The organism is Pseudarthrobacter raffinosi (assembly GCF_023913735.1).
Lineage (GTDB): Bacteria > Actinomycetota > Actinomycetes > Actinomycetales > Micrococcaceae > Arthrobacter > Arthrobacter raffinosi.
Genome location: NZ_JAMXBH010000003.1, coordinates 119,171 through 135,341, shown reverse-complemented (window position 1 = coordinate 135,341; position 16,171 = coordinate 119,171). Strand labels below are relative to the sequence as shown.

The 16,171-nt window shown below is 67.1% G+C and carries 19 protein-coding genes and 1 riboswitch; of the genes, 12 read left to right on the top strand and 7 right to left on the bottom strand.

The genetic code is table 11. The features are described 5' to 3' along the window. The first annotated feature begins 14 nt into the window (after positions 1–14). The 7 genes from NG698_RS03890 to NG698_RS03860 all read left to right on the top strand — a co-directional run bounded on the left by NG698_RS03890 (position 15) and on the right by NG698_RS03860 (position 4,682). Complete coding sequence (locus NG698_RS03890; RefSeq protein WP_252608150.1) at positions 15–674, top strand: HutD/Ves family protein; 660 nt, start codon at positions 15–17, stop codon at positions 672–674. An 84-nt stretch (positions 675–758) separates the two neighbouring features. Beyond that, positions 759–1,289 (top strand): ferritin, encoded by a 531-nt coding sequence (locus tag NG698_RS03885; RefSeq protein WP_252599062.1) that lies wholly within the window; start codon positions 759–761, stop codon positions 1,287–1,289. Between the two features lie 147 nt (positions 1,290–1,436). Continuing rightward, positions 1,437–1,502: riboswitch (guanidine-III (ykkC-III) riboswitch) on the top strand. A gap of 9 nt (positions 1,503–1,511) precedes the next feature. Next, positions 1,512–1,835 (top strand): DMT family transporter, encoded by a 324-nt coding sequence (locus tag NG698_RS03880; RefSeq protein ID WP_252608148.1) that lies wholly within the window; start codon positions 1,512–1,514, stop codon positions 1,833–1,835. Beyond that, a complete protein-coding gene (locus tag NG698_RS03875; protein ID WP_252608146.1) occupies positions 1,835–2,209 on the top strand; it encodes a DMT family transporter in 375 nt (124 codons plus the stop codon). Before NG698_RS03880 ends, NG698_RS03875 begins: the two co-directional genes overlap by 1 nt. Before the next feature lie 111 nt (positions 2,210–2,320). After that, entirely contained in the window at positions 2,321–2,959 is a 639-nt protein-coding gene (locus tag NG698_RS03870; protein ID WP_252608144.1) for a nucleoside/nucleotide kinase family protein, read from the top strand. Positions 2,960–3,025: 66 nt separating this feature from the next. Beyond that, on the top strand, positions 3,026–4,021 hold the full coding sequence (locus tag NG698_RS03865) for an aldo/keto reductase (protein WP_252608142.1): 996 nt from the start codon (positions 3,026–3,028) through the stop codon (positions 4,019–4,021). 10 nt (positions 4,022–4,031) lie between these two features. Next, positions 4,032–4,682, top strand: coding sequence for an MBL fold metallo-hydrolase (locus tag NG698_RS03860; RefSeq protein WP_252608141.1), 651 nt, complete (start codon positions 4,032–4,034; stop codon positions 4,680–4,682). A 91-nt stretch (positions 4,683–4,773) separates the two neighbouring features. On the opposite strand, the gene NG698_RS03855 is transcribed toward NG698_RS03860, so the two are convergent. Then, positions 4,774–6,699 (bottom strand): DEAD/DEAH box helicase, encoded by a 1,926-nt coding sequence (locus tag NG698_RS03855; protein WP_252608139.1) that lies wholly within the window; start codon positions 6,697–6,699, stop codon positions 4,774–4,776. A 325-nt stretch (positions 6,700–7,024) separates the two neighbouring features. Between NG698_RS03855 and NG698_RS03850 the strand changes: the two genes are divergently transcribed. Continuing rightward, positions 7,025–7,750: an SAM-dependent methyltransferase gene (locus NG698_RS03850; RefSeq protein WP_252599074.1), complete on the top strand. Its 726-nt coding sequence runs from the start codon at positions 7,025–7,027 to the stop codon at positions 7,748–7,750. Between the two features lie 67 nt (positions 7,751–7,817). On the opposite strand, the gene NG698_RS03845 is transcribed toward NG698_RS03850, so the two are convergent. Both NG698_RS03845 and NG698_RS03840 read right to left on the bottom strand, forming a co-directional pair. Further along, positions 7,818–9,200: an MFS transporter gene (locus NG698_RS03845; RefSeq protein WP_252599075.1), complete on the bottom strand. Its 1,383-nt coding sequence runs from the start codon at positions 9,198–9,200 to the stop codon at positions 7,818–7,820. A gap of 1 nt (position 9,201) precedes the next feature. Further along, the gene (locus tag NG698_RS03840; protein ID WP_374209919.1) at positions 9,202–10,542 is read right to left on the bottom strand and encodes a CynX/NimT family MFS transporter; all 1,341 of its coding nucleotides are present in this window, start codon (positions 10,540–10,542) and stop codon (positions 9,202–9,204) included. Positions 10,543–10,666: 124 nt separating this feature from the next. Here NG698_RS03840 and NG698_RS03835 point away from each other — a divergent pair, with 124 nt between their 5' ends. After that, complete coding sequence (locus tag NG698_RS03835; RefSeq protein ID WP_252599077.1) at positions 10,667–11,062, top strand: hypothetical protein; 396 nt, start codon at positions 10,667–10,669, stop codon at positions 11,060–11,062. Positions 11,063–11,178: 116 nt separating this feature from the next. Then, complete coding sequence (gene trmB, locus NG698_RS03830) at positions 11,179–12,102, top strand: tRNA (guanosine(46)-N7)-methyltransferase TrmB (protein WP_104063208.1); 924 nt, start codon at positions 11,179–11,181, stop codon at positions 12,100–12,102. A gap of 72 nt (positions 12,103–12,174) precedes the next feature. Here the strand turns inward: trmB and NG698_RS03825 are convergent, their stop codons facing one another. Then, the gene (locus NG698_RS03825) at positions 12,175–12,621 is read right to left on the bottom strand and encodes a hypothetical protein (RefSeq protein WP_104063209.1); all 447 of its coding nucleotides are present in this window, start codon (positions 12,619–12,621) and stop codon (positions 12,175–12,177) included. Between the two features lie 230 nt (positions 12,622–12,851). Next, positions 12,852–13,232 carry a hypothetical protein gene (locus NG698_RS03820; protein ID WP_252599079.1) on the bottom strand — a complete coding sequence of 127 codons (381 nt, stop codon included), beginning with the start codon at positions 13,230–13,232 and terminating at the stop codon, positions 12,852–12,854. 188 nt (positions 13,233–13,420) lie between these two features. Between NG698_RS03820 and NG698_RS03815 the strand changes: the two genes are divergently transcribed. Beyond that, a complete protein-coding gene (locus NG698_RS03815; protein WP_252599080.1) occupies positions 13,421–14,299 on the top strand; it encodes a DUF1206 domain-containing protein in 879 nt (292 codons plus the stop codon). 76 nt (positions 14,300–14,375) lie between these two features. Beyond that, positions 14,376–14,858 (top strand): type II toxin-antitoxin system RatA family toxin, encoded by a 483-nt coding sequence (locus NG698_RS03810; protein ID WP_252608135.1) that lies wholly within the window; start codon positions 14,376–14,378, stop codon positions 14,856–14,858. A 29-nt stretch (positions 14,859–14,887) separates the two neighbouring features. Here the strand turns inward: NG698_RS03810 and NG698_RS03805 are convergent, their stop codons facing one another. Beyond that, positions 14,888–15,553: an anti-sigma factor family protein gene (locus NG698_RS03805; RefSeq protein WP_252599082.1), complete on the bottom strand. Its 666-nt coding sequence runs from the start codon at positions 15,551–15,553 to the stop codon at positions 14,888–14,890. Continuing rightward, positions 15,550–16,050: a sigma-70 family RNA polymerase sigma factor gene (locus NG698_RS03800; RefSeq protein ID WP_252599083.1), complete on the bottom strand. Its 501-nt coding sequence runs from the start codon at positions 16,048–16,050 to the stop codon at positions 15,550–15,552. Before NG698_RS03800 ends, NG698_RS03805 begins: the two co-directional genes overlap by 4 nt. Positions 16,051–16,171 lie beyond the last annotated feature (121 nt).

The following is a 16,171-nucleotide window of genomic DNA, read 5'->3' as shown; positions in this document are numbered from 1 at the left end:
ACTAGGCTGGTCCGATGGAGATCATCCGCTTCGCAGAACTCAGGTCCGAACCGTGGCGTAACGGCGGCGGGGTGACCCGTGAGCTTGCCAGCCACCCGAAAGCCGCCTCGGCGCAGGACGGCGCCTGGGACTGGCGGGTCAGCATCGCCGACGTCAGCAAGGCCGGGGATTTCTCGGCGTTCCCGGGCATGGAACGCGTGCTGACCGTGATCGACGGCGAGCTGCTCCTTCTCACCGTGGACGGCGCCGAGCATCCGCTGGAAAAGTCCCGGCCGTTCAGGTTCTCCGGCGAAGCTGCTGCGCACGGCGCCCTGCCCACCGGGGACATCCGCGACCTGAATGTCATCACGCGGACGGGCTCGTTTAAGGGCTTCACGTCCATCATCGAGCTCTCCAAAAAGCGCGCGCACCCGGTTTTTGAGGGCCAGCTCGCGGTGCTGCTGCAGGGCCAGGCCGCTGTCAGTGCGGGCAGCCTCAGCGTCAGCGCGGAAGCCGTGGACGCAGTGGAAGCCGCTGCCGCCCCGGAAGCCGACGCCGACGAAGCTGCCCCCGTACCCGGGGAGCCCGAGGCACTCAACCGGTATGACGCCGTCGTCGGTTCCGATACCGGGACCCCCGAAATCCTGGGCCGCGGCTTCCTGGCCGTGGTTTCGATCGACCGCGTGACTGCCTGATCCAGCGCTGCAGGCTAGCCTCGCCTTCGTTATCTGAGCCTTTCCACACTGGTCAGCGGCGTACGGCGCTCCTAGACTCGGCCTATGACCTCCACACCCTTTAATGCGCTCCTGTCCACCCAGATCGGCAACGAATTCGCGGCCTCGCAGCAGTACATTGCCGTGGCCACCTGGTTCGCCAACCAGGACCTCCCGCAGCTGGCCCGCTACTTCTACCGGCAGTCGGTGGAAGAGCGGAACCATGCCATGATGATGGTGCAGTACATGCTGGACCGCGACATTGAATTCACCATCCCGGGCGTCCCCACCGTGCGCAACGACTTCTCCTCCGTGACCGAGCCGCTGGCCCTGGCGCTGGAGCAGGAGAAGGAAGTGACGTCCGCGATCGAGGCCCTGTTCCGCGCCGCCCGTTCCGAGGACGACGCCCTGGGCGAGCAGTTTATGCTCTGGTTCCTCAAGGAGCAGGTGGAGGAGGTCGCCGCCATGACCACCCTCTTTAACATCGCCGAGCGCGCGGACAACCTGTTCGACATCGAGAACTTCATCGCCCGCGAAACCGTGGGCAACGGGGGCCGCGACTCCTCCGCCCCGGAGACAGCCGGCGGCGCCCTGTAAGCACCCTGCCCTCCCCCAACTAGGTAGCGCTAAGTGTCGTTTTGAGCCCTCAAAACGACACTTAGCGCTACTCAGTTGGGCGGGGACCGCTGCGGTGAGGTTGGCCACCAACCCGGCCACCCTCCGTCGGGCGTTGCTAAGCTGGAAACAAGGCTCCGCGAAGGACCCTCCGGACGACGGTTCAGTACCCGGCACGCGACAAGACTGGCCAAAGGATCTGTCATGTCGTGGTTAATCCTCATTCTTTCCGGGGCGCTGGAGGCCGTCTGGGCCGCCGCCCTGCACCGGACATTCCAAGCTACCGGCCGGCGCCGCCTCGCGCCCGCCCTCCTCTTCCTGGTCTCCGTCCTCGCCAGCATGGCCGGCCTCGCCATCGCCATGCAGTCCATCCCAACCGGCACCGCGTACGCCGTGTGGGTGGGCGTGGGCGTGGTGCTGACGTCCGCCTACGCGATCATCACCAGGGCGGAACGTCCGACGACGGCGCGCCTGCTGCTGCTCACCGGCATCGCCGCTTGCGTGGTTGGCCTGAAGGTGGTGGCGTAATGAACCAGCGTTCCACTGCCTGGCTGATGCTGCTGGCCTCCGCCGTACTGGAAGCCGTCTGGGCCACCGCCTTGGGCCAGTCCGACGGTTTCACCCGGCCCCTGCCCACTCTTGTTTTCGCCGTGACGGCCACCCTGAGCATGGTCGGTCTCGGCCTGGCCATCCGCAGCATTCCGCTGGGAACGGCTTACGCCGTCTGGGTGGGGATCGGGGCTGCCCTTACGGTGGGCTGGGCGATGGCCACCGGCGTCGAACCCTTCAGCTTGTTGAAGGTGCTCTTCATTGGGGGGATTGTGGGCTGCGCGGCCGGACTGAAAGCCCTGCCGGCTAAACCTGCTGCGGCCCCCGTCCCTTCCGCCGCTGCCCCCCGCTGAGTCTCCCCACCTCTGAGGCCGTCCGACTGCGTGTCCCGGCGACCCGCCGTCGGAATCCCGTGGGTGCGCGCGAAAGCCGGGGAGACCCAGCGGCCGGTTTAGGCTTTTGCCATGGACTCCCCCGAAGTACAGCAGGCACTCGACGCCCTGCGGCACAGGCTCGATAGCGGCCGGCGCACACTCCTGGGCATCACGGGTGCGCCCGGCTCGGGTAAATCGACTTTTGCGGCCCGGCTGCAGCGGGAGTTCGGTCCTGATACCGCCGTCGTGGTGCCGATGGACGGCTTCCACCTGGGCAACGCGATCATCAACGGCACACCGCTGCGGCAGCGCAAGGGCGCAATGGACACGTTCGACGTCGGCGGCTACCTCTCGCTGTTGCAGCGGCTCGTGCGGCGAGAAGAGGCAGTGGTGTACGCGCCCGAGTTCCGGCGGACTTTGGACGAACCGGTGGCCGCGTCCATCGCAGTCCCCGCGTCCGTGCCGCTGGTGATCACCGAGGGAAACTATCTGCTGGCGGAGACGCCTCAGTGGAAGGACGTCAGGGCGCAGCTGGATGAGGTCTGGTTCATGGACAGCCCTCCCGCGCTGCGGCTGGCCCGGCTGGTGGACCGGCACGTGGAGTTCGGCATGGAGCGGGCCGCAGCGGAGGCATGGGCGGCGGGCCCGGATGAGGCCAACGCGGTGATGATCGAGGCCACGCGCCAGGGCGCCGACCGGATCATCCCGTGGGGCCAGGACATCGGCTAGGAATACCGGGGCAAGGACCGGGGTTCTTGGCTGGGACGAGAGTCCACAAACGAATGGAGAGCGCTCATGACTGCACCATTGGTACACCTCGGCGACGGCCTTAACGTCAGCCCCCTGGGTTTCGGCGGCATGGCCCTCACCCCGGTCTACGGCGACGTTGACCCGCACGATGCCCTCAGAACCCTGCACCATGCAGTGGACACCGGCGTCAGCTTCATTGACACCGCGGACATCTACGGCGGAGGCAGCAACGAGCAACTCATCGCGCAACTGCTCAAGGACCGGCGGGGTGAAGTGCAGCTCGCCACCAAATTTTCCCTGGTGGGCTCGCCGGCTGATGGCTACACGGATGTCCGGGGAGATGCCGCCTACGTCCGGCAGGCTGTCGACGCCAGCCTGAAGCGGCTTGGTACGGACGTGATCGACCTCTACTACATGCACCGCCGTGACCTCCGCGTTCCGATTGTGGAAACCGTGGAGGCCATGGCGGGGCTGGTGCAGCAGGGCAAGGTCAAACACCTTGGCCTGTCAGAGGTGACCGCGCAGGAGCTGGCCGAAGCCGACTCCGTGCACCCCATCGCCGCGGTCCAAAGCGAATGGTCCATCTGGAGCCGGGACGTGGAACGCAACGTAGTTCCGGCCGCGGCCAGCCTGGGCGTGGGCTTTGTGCCGTATTCGCCACTGGGCCGGGGATTCCTCACCGGCACGGTGGACGCTTCCAGCCTGGGAGCCAACGACTTCCGACGCCGGATCCCGCGGTTCGCCGCGGACGCCTTTGACGCGAACCAGGGAGTCGTGGCCACCGTGCGGACGATAGCCGCCGAGCTTTCCGCAACGCCCGCCCAGGTTGCACTCGCGTGGCTACTGGAGCAGGGCAAACGGTTGGGACTGGCCGTGGTCCCCATCCCCGGCACGCGCAAGACGCACCGGATCGACGAAAACCTGGGCGCCCTGTCCCTGGACCTGACCCCGGCGCAACTGGAGGCGCTGGACCAGGCCGCGGACGCCGTCGTCGGCTCCCGCTCGGCGGACCCCAACTGGGTGTCCCAGGGCCGTGAATAGACTGATGCCCATGGACACGCTCATTCACGACCTACGCGACATCACCATCCGCAGCATCTCCGTCAGCGAGATGAACAACAACGTGTACCTGCTGACCGCGAAGGCCAGCGGCGCACAGCTACTGATTGATGCCGCAGACGACCTTCCGGCCATCCAGGCGATGCTCGCGGACGCCGCTGCAGATACCGCGGCCACAACCAAACTGGCGCAGATTGCAACGACGCACCAGCATTGGGACCACGTGCGGGCACTGCCGGCGTTGGTGGAAGCGACCGGCGCCCCAACCGTTGCCGGAAAGGACGACGCCGAGGCGCTGCCAGTACGCGTGGACCGGGCCCTGGAGCATGGGGACACCTGCGCCGTGGACGGCTTCGAGCTCACCGCCGTGCACCTGCGCGGCCATACTCCGGGATCGATCGCGTTTGTGTATCAGGACCCGGAAGGTCCTGCCCACATTTTCAGCGGGGATTCGTTGTTCCCGGGCGGCGTGGGCAACACCGACAATGATCCTGAGCGGTTCACGTCGCTGCTGGACGATGTCACCGCGCGATTGTTCGAGGCCTACCCGGATGACACATTGGTGCACCCGGGCCACGGCAGCCCCACCACCCTGGGTGCGGAACGCCCGCACCTTGAGGAGTGGCGTGCCCGCGGCTGGTAGTTCCGGTTAACAACCAATCGAGTGCTCCGTAACTGCCGTTATGAACCTTCTAAACGGCGGTTACGGAGCACACGATGGCGGTTAGGGCTGCTTAGCGGCTGCGGCGTTCGTTCGAGGCCGGGGCCGACGCGCGGCGGGGACCGCTGCGTGCCGGACGGCCACTGCCGCCACCGTTACCGTTACCGTTACCGGCGTACGAGCCACCGGACGTGCCGCCGGTGTTGGAGGACCAAACAGCCTTGTTGCCGGCGTTGCCGGCGTTGCCCGAGTTACCCGTGGAGGCTCCGGCGCGCTGGCCGGATCCACCCGTGCGGGCACCTGCACCGGCGCCTGCGGTGCGGGCACCGGCTGCGCGCTGGCCCGTTGCCGGACGTCCGCCGCGCTGTCCGCCGGTGGTAGCCGGGCGGCCCGTGCCGCCACGGGGAGCATCGCTGCGGGTAACGCGTGAATCAGAACGGCCGTCTGAACCGCGGCCGGCCGCTGCACGGCCACCTGCTGCGGGGACGTCGTTGCGGTGCGTGGAGGCTGTGACGCCGCGGGAATTGCGGCGAGCAGCAGCTGCTGCAATGGCGCGGTCCTCGTTCTGCTCAGCTACACGGTCAAATGCTGCCCGTGCCTCCGTGCGGCCTTCGTAGGCAACAGCGCGGCGCTCGGCCCTCGGAAGATCGGTGCGGGTCGGCTCAGCGGAGACGCGTCCACGTCCACCTCGGCCGCCACGGCCACCGGCTGTGGGGCCTTCCTGGCTGCGACGGGCGCGCTTGCGCTCGGCGTTGGCACCCATAGAGGTGCCGCCACCCTGCGCGGACTTCTTGGCCAACAGAGCGGCGCGGGTGCGCGGATCGATCTTGTCGGCCATTTCGCCCACGAGCTCAGCAACCAGCGGGGAGTTGGCGGTGACGCGCTCGAAGTTAACCTCGACGCCGGCAGCCTTCATCAGCTTCTTGACGTCGGACTGCTGCTCCGGGAGGGTCAGCGTGACAACGGTGCCGTCCGAACCTGCGCGGGCCGTACGGCCTGAGCGGTGGAGGTATGCCTTGTGCTCTGTGGGCGGATCCACGTGGATCACCAGTTCGACGTCGTCCACGTGGACGCCGCGGGCTGCGACGTCCGTGGCCACCAGGACGCGGACGTCACCGGAGGAAAACTCGGCCAGGTTGCGGTCACGGGCGTTCTGCGAGAGGTTGCCGTGCAGGTCGACGGCGGGGATCCCGGCGTCGGTCAGGGTCTTGGCCAGCTTGCGAGCGTGGTGCTTGGTCCGCATAAAGAGGACGCGGCGGCCGGCACCCGAGGCGAGCTCAACGATCAGCTGCTTCTTGACGGTCTGGTCGTTGACCACCAGGACGTGGTGCTCCATGGTGGTCACGGCGGCCTGTGATTCGTCCACAGCGTGGGTCAGCGGGTTGGACAGGTAACGCTGGACGATCTTGTCCACGCCGTTGTCCAGGGTTGCGGAGAACAGCAGGCGCTGGCCCTGGCTCGGGGTCATGTCCATGAGCTTCTTGACCACCGGGAGGAAGCCGAGGTCGGCCATGTGGTCGGCCTCGTCCAGCACGGTGATCTCGACGCCTTCGAGGGTCAGGATGCGCTGGCGGATCAGATCCTCCAGGCGGCCCGGGCAGGCGATGACAATGTCGACGCCGGCGCGCAGTGCCTTTTCCTGGCGAGCCTGGGAAATGCCGCCGTAGATCACGGTGGTGGTCAGGCCCATGGCCTTGGCCATGGGCTCGATGGTGGCGTTGATCTGGGTGGCCAGTTCACGGGTCGGGGCGAGGACCAGGCCCATGGGGCGGCCGGGCTTGCGGAAGTGCTTGGCTTCCCGCTCAGCGAGTCGTGCTACAAGCGGGATGGCGAAAGCGATGGTCTTGCCGGAACCGGTGCGGCCGCGGCCCAGGACGTCGCGTCCGGCCAGGGTGTCCGGGAGGGTCTTGACCTGAATGGGGAACGGCTCAACAATTCCCTGTGCGGTGAGGGTGTCGGCGAGTGCTTTGGGCGTGCCGAGGGCAGCAAAAGTAGTCATATATTTCATGGTCTTTCAGGCGGTATCCGTGCGGATATCGGCCCCCGATGCCGGTTGGCTCAAGGGTTTCGCCGAAGAAAAGTCAGGTGATCAACCGTGCTGCTGCCCAATTCAGAGCGGCGGCTGGGACCAAATGGAACGCGTTCATCGACGCAGGATGTGCCTCTCACATGAAAAAACCCGCTTCCCAAATCAAGGGACGAGCGGGCATCACTGCACATCAAGTCCCATAAGCGTACCATCCCCGCGCCTTGGCCTCTCTCATGCAGGTGGGGCAGGGGTGCTGGCGTTGCCTTTGGGTGCCCGGCAGGCGCAGGCTTGAGGCATGACTGAACAGGGTGCGGACCACCACCACACAACGGACGACGGCGACACCCGGCTGGGGGATGCACCGCAGCGCAGTGCCGCCGAGGCGTGGGACGAAAGGTACCGGAGCAAGCCGAAATTCTGGAGCGGGAAACCCAACCCGCAACTGGTCCGCGAAGGCGCGGGACTGAAGCCGGGCAAGGCCCTGGACCTGGGCTGCGGCGAAGGGGCCGACGCCATCTGGCTCGCCCAGCAGGGCTGGACCGTCACCGGCGTCGACGTTTCCGCTGTCGCGCTGGATCGGGCGCTCGGCCACGAAAAGGCGGCCCTGGACCGCGAGAGTGTGCACGCGCAGGGAGCCGGTGAAATTCCCAGCCGCATCCACTGGGAACAGTGTGACCTGGAGGAGTGGCAGCCCGCGGCCACCTTTGATCTGGTGACTTCGCAGTTCCTGCATTCGCCGCACCTGGCGTGGCAGGGTCCGCTGCGGATGGCGGCTGCGGCGGTCAAGCCGGGCGGCACGCTGCTGATCGTGGGCCACCATCCGGACCACCTGCCGCCATGGGGAAACCACACCAGACCGGAGATGTTCTACACCCCGGCGCAGCTCGTGGCGGAACTCGGCCTGGACTCGCCGGACTGGCAGCTGGAGGTCAACACCACGCGGGAGCGGACGGCAACAGGCCCGGACGGCGAGGAAGCCATCATCGGCGACACCATACTCCGCGCCACCCGGCTGGCCTGACTTTTTGTCCAGATAACGCGCCTTCCCGGGCGCGCAACTCGGATTATCTGGACAAAAACTCCGGGCGTTAGCGGGAAACCCGCGGCGCCACCGCAACCGCGGCGACGGCCACCACCGCCGTCAGTGCGAAGACCCCCGCGAACGATCCCGCCGTCGTCGTAAACGCCGCGAACACGATGCCCGTGGCGGCGAGCGCCAGCGCCCCGCCCAGCGAGTCCGAGATGGACATCGCCGAGCTGTTGAAGCCCTCGTTTTCCTTGGTGGACATGGCGAGCGTCATCACGCTGAGCCGCGGATACAGCAGCCCCATGCCGCCGCCGGCGAAGAGCCAGCCGGCAATCGCGACGGCGGCGGGCCAGTGGAGCGCCGACGTCGCCAACGTGAGGAGAATGGCTCCCAGCACCAGCGCTGAGCCGATGCGCACCGCCGCCCGGTGCTGCAGCCGGGTGCCGAGGCGGCCCTGAATGGCGGCGGCGGCTGCCCACGACAACGCGCCTCCGGTGAGTGCCAGGCCGGCGAACGTCGGTGGGAACTGGTACTCCTCGATCAGCAGGTACGGCAGGTAGACCTCGGCACCGAAGAATGCGGCAGACGCCAGGCCGCGGGTCAGGATCACGCTGGGGAGGCCGCGGCGGGCGAGCAGCGTTCCGCGCGGTACCAGCGGCCGCACGGCCACGAGGGCAGTCACGACGGCGGCCGCGGCCAGGAGTGCCGGGGCTGCGGGAACGCCCGCGATAGTGACTCCGGCGGAGAGGTTCAGCCCCAGCACAGCGAGCGCGGCGAGCGCCGCCCAGGCCAGCCGGCCCAGCGCCCAGGGCGGGACCGTGGCCTGCACAGAAGGCCGGTCGATGCCGCGGAGCACTGGAACAATCATCACGAGGGCGGGCACCACCAGGCCCACCACGCCCAGGAACACCCAGTGCCAGCTCAGGACCTCCGCCACGATGCCGGCCGCGAACGGGCCCACCAGGGACGGGATCACCCACGCGGCCGAGAAGGCGGCAAAAATCCCGGGGTGCAGGACGGCCGGGTAGACGCGGGCCACCACCACGTAGAGCGCAACCGTCAGCGCCCCGCCGCCAAGCCCCTGCACCAGGCGGCCGGCAACCAACATGGGCATGGACACGGCCGTGCCCGCGATGATCAGGCCCAGCACGAACAACGCCACGGAGGCGTGCAGCGGGACTGTTGGGCCGCGGCGGTCCGACCAGTTTCCGGCCGCCACCATCCCGATCACACCGGTGGCCAGCGGCCCGGCGAAGGCCAGCGCATACAGGCTGGCGCCGTCGAGCTCGCGGCTGACGACAGGCATGATGGTGGTCACGGCGAGCGATTCGAAGGCCGCGAGGAACACCAGGGCACACGCGCCGATGGTCACCCACAGGTACGGTCGCTGCAGGATCCCGGCTGTGGTGGCGGAATGCGTGGCCGGCAGGGCGGAATCGGGCACGCTAATGGCCCGATCGGCTGGAGCCGCCGACGTAGCGGTTCCGGCCCGCGCGGTATCCGAACACCGCGGCCAGCGAACCGACCACCAGGAACAGCACCCCGGCGGCCGTGAACGATCCCGTGGCCTGGTGCAGCTGGCCCACCATCAGCGTGCCGGTGGAACCCAGCCCGTAGCCCACGCCCTGCATCATCCCGGACAAGTGCGCGGCGGTGTGGCCGTCGCGCGTCCGCAGCATGATCATGGTCAGGGCCACCGCGGTGAGGCTTCCCTGCCCCAATCCCAGCAGCGAGGTCCACCCCCAGATGAGTTCCAGGGGTCCGAAGATGCTCAGCGCAAATCCGCCGCCGGTCATCAGCGCCACCACCACCGCGATGGCCCGCTGGTCACGGAACCTCGCCGCCAGTGCAGGGGCAAACAGCGAACCCGTCATCTGGAGCACGATCGAAACGGACACCATCAGGCCTGCCGTTGCGCCGTCCACGCCGCGTTCGCGCAGGATCGGCGCCAGCCAGGCAAAAACGCTGAAGGACATCATGGCCTGCAGCACCATAAAGATGGTCACCTGCCATGCCACCGCCGAACGCCACACGTTGACGCCGAGGTTGCCGGCCTGGTGCCGGACAGGGTGCTGGCGAAGTGCCACCGGAAGGAACAGCAAAAGTACGACGGCGGCAGGAACCGCCCAGAACCACAGCGCCGAGGTCCACTCCCCCGTCGCCGAGAAGACGGGGTAGGTAAAGCCGGCTCCGAGGGCGGCAGAGGCGCAGATGGCCGTGGTGTATAGCCCGCCCATGAGTCCCAGCCGGTGCGGGAAATCGCGCTTCACCAGCCCTGGCAGCAGCACGTTGCACAGGGCGATGGCGGCACCGCAGGCAGCAGTTCCCGCCAGCAAGGTAGGCAGATGGCCGGCACCGGGAACCAGGCCGCCGATGTCCGCGGGCCGCAGCAGCAGCCCCGCCGTGAGTACTGCCATGGCGCCTAGCAGGACACGTTCGGCGCCAAACCGGCGGGCAAGGACAGGGGCCAGCGGTGCGAAAACACCCAGGAGCGTGACTGGCACGGTGGTGAGCACCACAACGGCCCAGCCCGGGAGGCCGGCGTCGGACGTGATCTCCGGAAGAACCGCGGCGAAACTGGAGAAAACCGTGCGGAGGTTCAGCCCGATAAGCACCAGGCAGAGGCCCAGATAGGCCAGGGCCCGGCGGCTGCTCTGCGGGCTCTCCGGTCCGCTGCCCGATTGGCCCGGAAGGCGCGTCGGGGCTGCTGGGGGGATGTCGTCGATTTCGGCGTCGATCAGCAGTCCAGGCACGTCAACGTTGTCAGCACGGGTCACGGGACCCATTCTGTCAGGCTTCGTTGCCACGCGGAGTTATCCACATAGACCAGAAAAGGGCTGGTTGCCCGCCTGGAGCGAACCTACCGTGGGATCAGCATGCGGTACCCAGCCATAACATTCGGGAGAAGCCATGAGCCTCGCACCATTGCACGATCCGTCCGTTGCGTCCGCCCCGGCCTCGCCGAAGGCGCATGGCAGTGGCGAGGGGACAGCCAGCCTCGCCTTCAGCCTCATTGCCCCGGCGAGCATGTTTCTGACTGTGCCCTTCAGCCTATTGGCGGCCTTCTTTACGAGGCCTTCGGAGGGCCCTGGGCGGCTGGACTGGGTCGCACCGTTGGTGCTGTGGAGCTATCCGGCGCTGTTTGGCCTGCTTGCAGTGACGCTCGGAATTGTTTCGCTCCGCGTATTTGTGCGTCGGTCAAACGGTTGGCGGGCTGGTGTGGCCGCGTTGTGGATATCGGCGGCCGAGGTTGCCGTGGGCCTGGTGCTCGTGCTCAGGGACGGGGACTTTATGATCCTCTTCTGAGATTTCATTTCCTTTCCGACCTCGCAGGGCGACCATTTTCGCGTTCCATCGCGTCCCGTTCGTGGCTCAGGTGAGTGCCCAAGCCGTGGGCGTGGGCCCCGGGTATTCTGGAAGGGATGAGCGAATCCCCAGAATCCCCCCAGCCTCCGCATGTCCCGCGCCCGGTGACGCCCGGTACCCAGGCGTCTTTCGGCACGTACGGGGGCAGGCCGGTGAGCTTTGTGCGCCGCGGCACCCGCCTCCAGGGGCGCCGTCAGACGGCGTGGGAAGAACACTCGGACCGGTGGGCGCTGGACGTGCCCCGGCACATCGCGAACACGTCGGTCCACCCGGACTACACCTTCGACGCTGAGGCCGAGTTCGGCCGCAAGGCACCGCTGATTGTGGAAATCGGTTCGGGGCTGGGCGATGCCATCTGCCACGCGGCCGAGGAGAACCCGGACACGGACTTCCTGGCGGTCGAGGTCTATACACCGGGGCTGGCCAACACCATCATCAAAATCAACAGCCGCGGGCTGAACAACGTCCGGGTGGTGGAAGCCAACGCGCCCGAGGTCCTCGCCACCATGCTGCCGGCAGGATCCGTCAGCGAGCTGTGGGTGTTCTTCCCCGATCCCTGGCACAAGTCACGGCACCACAAACGCCGCCTCATCCAGCCGGAGTTCGCCGAGCTGGCAGCACGGGCACTCACCAAGGGCGGACTGTGGCGGGTCGCCACGGACTGGTCCAACTACGCTGTCCACGTCCGCGACGTCCTCGCGGACTCTCCGGACTTCGAAAACCTCCACACCGGCGAGCGCCACGGGCCGGAAAGTCCGCTCACCCAGGTGTGGCAATCCGGCGTCGAAACTCTCGTGGGCGGCGCGCCCGTCCGCGAAGGCCGGGCGCCGGTGAGTACCGCGCATACAGGCCCCAACGAGGGTGTTGATGAAACGGGCGGCTGGGCGCCGCGCTTTGAAGGCCGGATCCGCACGAGTTTCGAGGCGAAGGCCCACGAGGCCGGTCGGCTGATCTTCGACCTCTGCTACCGCCGGCGCTGAGCCTTGAAATGTAAGTAGCGCTAACTGCCGTTTTGAAGGCTCAAAACGGCAGTTAGCGCTACTTAGTTGGGGTCAGTTCACGCTGATGGAGGCGACGATCTCCTTGAGCATCCCCAGCCGCGGCTCGATCTCCGGGTTCACGTACGGCCAGATCACCACAACACCGATGAAGCGGCTGTTCTCCCAAACACCCACAGTGGCCGCGACCCTCGCCTCGCCTGCCGGATCCGTGTATCCAACCACGACGGCGTACGAGGACTTACCGGGTACGTTCAGTTCGCCTTCGGTGAGGATGGTCCCGGCCCGGTCTTCAAGGTAGAAGCCTGACATCAGGTGTGCCCAGCCGTTAGCCTGCGCGGCGCCGGTCACGGAGGTGTCGTCCTTGATGACCGTCACCAGGACACCGCCCAGCAGGCCATACTGCTCGGTGTTTGGCCCGGCGGCGGAGTCCTCCAGAACCTGGGTGTGCTCGGGGAAGTCTGCCGTGAATCCCAGCGGGGACTCGATATGAACTGACATGGTTGCTCCTTAGCGGTAAGACTTGGCTGGGCTGGCTGGCAGGTGCGGATCCGGCACGGGACGTCAGAGCTTCTCGAGCTTGGTGTCGTTTGAACGGGCCGTTCCCGTCTTCGCCTTCGATCAGGTATTTCCGGTCCGCCTCGGACAGGCTGGCCCACCACTTGGCTTGCTCTTCCGGGCTGGCCTTGAGCATGCCATCCATGTCCTCCTTCAGCTCCTGGCGGTAGGCCTCAGCCGCTGCCGCCTTCGCTACCCGTTCCTCCAGCCAGTTCTGGGCGCGGCTGCCCAGGTCCTTGATTTTGTCCAGGACGCTGGTCCCGCCACCCGCCACTGCTGCCGCCGCCGGTCGCGGCAGAGGACTGTTCCTGTTCGTTTGCGTGCTGCAGGAGCAGCTTGGAGTTGTGGCGGAGGCTGGATGCCACCCGCTCCAGGCTGGGGCGGTGGTTGCCGGACCAGTCCTGCCGGAACAGCTCGCCGTCGGCACCCTTCCATGGCGCGGACTGGATCTGGCCCTGCAGGGAGCTGGCCCGGCTGCTGAGCAGCGCGGCCGCCTTGTCAACGGCCCTCGCCAGCTCCCGCAACTGGCTGACGTCCGCGCCGTAAAAAGTCATGGTGTCTCCCCCGGAGAGTATTAAGAGTTAGTTCTATCGCTGGACATATCGTCGCATGGTGGCAATTCTCCCGCGATGGGGAACCCTCCCCATCGCCGGGCACACCAACGCACACGCAGTTACTGTCGGTCCGCGGTGCGCAAAAGTTGGTACTGTTCGGGGCCGGCTTCGCGTGGCACGATGGGGTTGTGCGGGGGGCACGCAAATCTGCGCCCCTCGGGCGCTGGCCCGAAGGAAGCGCCATCAAAAGAGAACTCAAAGACGCCGCAGGTGCGGCGGAGGACGTCACCAACTCACGCGCACTGGAGTTGCTGGCGAGGGTGGGTTTCGCGGTAAGCGGCCTATTGCACTTCCTGGTGGGCGCCATCGCAATCCGCCTCGCCATGGGTGGTTCGGGGAATGCTGACTTCAGCGGGGCTGTTTCCGAACTGGCCAGCCAGCCCGCCGGGCCGTTCCTCCTGTGGGCAAGCTTTGCCGCCTGCGCGGCCCTTGCCGTCTGGCAGGCCAGCGACGCCGTCTTCGACTACAACCGACTGCCCACCAAGGACAAAGTCGGTAAAAAGGCCAAAGCGGCAGCGCAGGCCGTGGTGTTTGCCGGGCTCGCCGTGACACTGGCCAGCTTCGCCATGGGCACAGGGTCCGGGGGCGACAACCAGCAATCGGCGAGCGACCTCACCGTCGCCGTCATGAAGGCCCCCGGCGGCGTAGCACTGCTGGTCCTCGTGGGTCTGGGCATGGCCATCACCGGGATCATCTACGGCATCCGCGGAATCAAGAAGACGTTCGAGAAGCACCTCACGATGCCCGTTTCCCGCTCTGCCCGGACGGCCGTCTCCGCCTTGGGCGTGACCGGCTACGTCGCCAAAGGCATAGTCCTGCTGCTGACCGGGATGCTCATCTCCATCGCCACCCTGCAGGCCCATCCGGATGAATCCACGGGCCTGGACGGTGGACTCAGGGCCCTGCGCGACCAGCCCTTCGGCGTGTATTTACTGGCCGCCGTGGGCGCCGGCCTCATCTGCTACGGACTCTATATGGTGGTCCGGGCTCGTCTGGCCAAAATGTAGGGATGGGCGCATTCTCCGGGACCGGCCCGGAATGCCCACCAACCCGGAACACCCGGCCTCCGGTTAGGGTGGGTCCATGCCCCAGGTACGCGCCGAACGACTCATCCGCCTCGATCCGGAGACAGTCTTTGCCCTCTCCCAGACCACCGGCGCGTTCCGGCTCAAATGGGACCCGTTCATCTCGGCCCAAGGTTTCCTGAACAGCGCAACGTCCGCCGGAAAGGGCGTCCGGTCACGGACCGTGTCCCGCCTGGGCCTGGTGATGGTGAGCGAATACGTTTCCTATTCGCCACCCAGGAACGTGGGTATGACCATGGTGTCCGGACCGTGGTTTTTCGGGAAGTTCGGTGGCGGCTGGCGTTTCACCGCGGACGACGGCGGCACCCGCGCGGTCTGGAAGTACACCTTTTCGTGCCGCCCGGCCTGGTTGCGGCCGGTGGCTGAACGGATGGGCGCCTGGCTTTTGGGCCGTGAGATCACTAAGAGGATCGACGCGTTTGCCCGGGCCTGCGAGGATCCGGCCCTGGTGGCCGAGTTCCGCGCCCGCCAAGCACCGTGAACACCGGACCGTGATCGCCGGCAAAGGGATCACGGCACCGTAATCACAGCCACGGCGTGCTGGGTTTCGTCCCGCAGTTCCAGGCTGGCGATGCTGGCCAGCTGAAGTGGCGTGGCGCCCATGACCTTCACCCTCCCGCTCGGCGTCGCGGTCCAGGCAAATGCCCGGTCCTCGCCGCCGTCGCGGTCCCGGATCCAGAGCGAGAGGGTTCCGTCCAGCGGCAGTTTGCTGCCGTTCACGGCCAGCTCGGTGCCCCATGTTTTCCGGGCAAGGTCGATGCTGAACTGAAGGCCATTGCCGGACTGGACCGAGTAGCTGGCGTCCGGCTCCGGCGGCCGGCTGAGCAGCGGGGCCGCGGCCACCCCCAAGGCGAGGCACGCCGCGGCGACGGCGCCCACCACGGCCGCCCACCGCAGTCGTAATTTACGACGCCGGGTGGCCAGTTCATCGAGGACCCTGCGCGGCACGGAGCTGGCTGGCTCAGGGGCCACCCCGGGGCGGGCGCTCCCGGTGAGCGCCACCGCATCCGGGATGGGAAGCGCATCGAGCAGGGCCGGCAGGCTTTCGAGCTCGGCGAGTTCGGTCCGGCAGTCCGCGCAGTCTTCGAGGTGGGCTTCGAAACGTTGCGAATCCGCGGGGTCAAGCCCGCCGAGCACGTAGGCGCCCAGCAGCTGGTGCAGCTCAGAGGCGTTCACCGCTCCACCCCCATCTCATCGAGGATGGCCCGCAGCGCCCTAACGGCGTAATGGGCCCGGGACTTCACGGTTCCGCTGGGGATGTTCAGCTGCACGGCGGCCTCGTTGACGGTGAAACGGCGGTAGTGGAGGGCGACGAGGACATCGCGGTGTTCGGTACTGAGCCGCAGCAGCGCCTCTTCCATCAGCACACGGTTCAGGAGTTCATCCACGCGTTCCACGGCCTCGGCGGGATCGGCGAGTTCGCGTTCCATCACTTCGGCCGGGCGTCTTTGGGCCTTGCGGTAGTTGTCGATCATGATGTTCCGCGCTGTACGGAACAGGTAGCTGCGGAGGCTTCCGGTGATGTCCGGGGCCTGTTGCCAGACGCGCAGCACGGTCTCCTGGACCACGTCCTCTGCCAGCTGCGGGTCGCGGGACGCGCTGAGGACAAAACGGCGCAGGGCGGAGCCGTGTTCGCGGTAGATCGCTGCCACCACGTCCTCGTCCAGCGGCATGCCGCCCTCCTGTCCCTGGTTCCCCGTCCCGGCGGACTGTACCTTCCGGCTGATACGACGTCCCCCGCGCGCAAAAGGTTCACTGGCCGTGGTCCCTCGGAACTGGCGCCGAAAACAGGGG

What these genes read in the sequence shown, in the direction of transcription:
- NG698_RS03890 (WP_252608150.1), top strand. Translation starts at nt 15, where the DNA reads ATGGAGATCATCCGCTTCGCAGAACTCAGGTCCGAACCGTGGCGTAAC.
- NG698_RS03885 (WP_252599062.1), top strand. Translation starts at nt 759, where the DNA reads ATGACCTCCACACCCTTTAATGCGCTCCTGTCCACCCAGATCGGCAAC.
- NG698_RS03880 (WP_252608148.1), top strand. Translation starts at nt 1,512, where the DNA reads ATGTCGTGGTTAATCCTCATTCTTTCCGGGGCGCTGGAGGCCGTCTGG.
- NG698_RS03875 (WP_252608146.1), top strand. Translation starts at nt 1,835, where the DNA reads ATGAACCAGCGTTCCACTGCCTGGCTGATGCTGCTGGCCTCCGCCGTA.
- NG698_RS03870 (WP_252608144.1), top strand. Translation starts at nt 2,321, where the DNA reads ATGGACTCCCCCGAAGTACAGCAGGCACTCGACGCCCTGCGGCACAGG.
- NG698_RS03865 (WP_252608142.1), top strand. Translation starts at nt 3,026, where the DNA reads ATGACTGCACCATTGGTACACCTCGGCGACGGCCTTAACGTCAGCCCC.
- NG698_RS03860 (WP_252608141.1), top strand. Translation starts at nt 4,032, where the DNA reads ATGGACACGCTCATTCACGACCTACGCGACATCACCATCCGCAGCATC.
- NG698_RS03855 (WP_252608139.1), bottom strand. Translation starts at nt 6,699, where the DNA reads ATGACTACTTTTGCTGCCCTCGGCACGCCCAAAGCACTCGCCGACACC.
- NG698_RS03850 (WP_252599074.1), top strand. Translation starts at nt 7,025, where the DNA reads ATGACTGAACAGGGTGCGGACCACCACCACACAACGGACGACGGCGAC.
- NG698_RS03840 (WP_374209919.1), bottom strand. Translation starts at nt 10,542, where the DNA reads ATGGGTCCCGTGACCCGTGCTGACAACGTTGACGTGCCTGGACTGCTG.
- NG698_RS03835 (WP_252599077.1), top strand. Translation starts at nt 10,667, where the DNA reads ATGAGCCTCGCACCATTGCACGATCCGTCCGTTGCGTCCGCCCCGGCC.
- trmB (WP_104063208.1), top strand. Translation starts at nt 11,179, where the DNA reads ATGAGCGAATCCCCAGAATCCCCCCAGCCTCCGCATGTCCCGCGCCCG.
- NG698_RS03825 (WP_104063209.1), bottom strand. Translation starts at nt 12,621, where the DNA reads ATGTCAGTTCATATCGAGTCCCCGCTGGGATTCACGGCAGACTTCCCC.
- NG698_RS03820 (WP_252599079.1), bottom strand. Translation starts at nt 13,232, where the DNA reads ATGACTTTTTACGGCGCGGACGTCAGCCAGTTGCGGGAGCTGGCGAGG.
- NG698_RS03810 (WP_252608135.1), top strand. Translation starts at nt 14,376, where the DNA reads ATGCCCCAGGTACGCGCCGAACGACTCATCCGCCTCGATCCGGAGACA.
- NG698_RS03800 (WP_252599083.1), bottom strand. Translation starts at nt 16,050, where the DNA reads ATGCCGCTGGACGAGGACGTGGTGGCAGCGATCTACCGCGAACACGGC.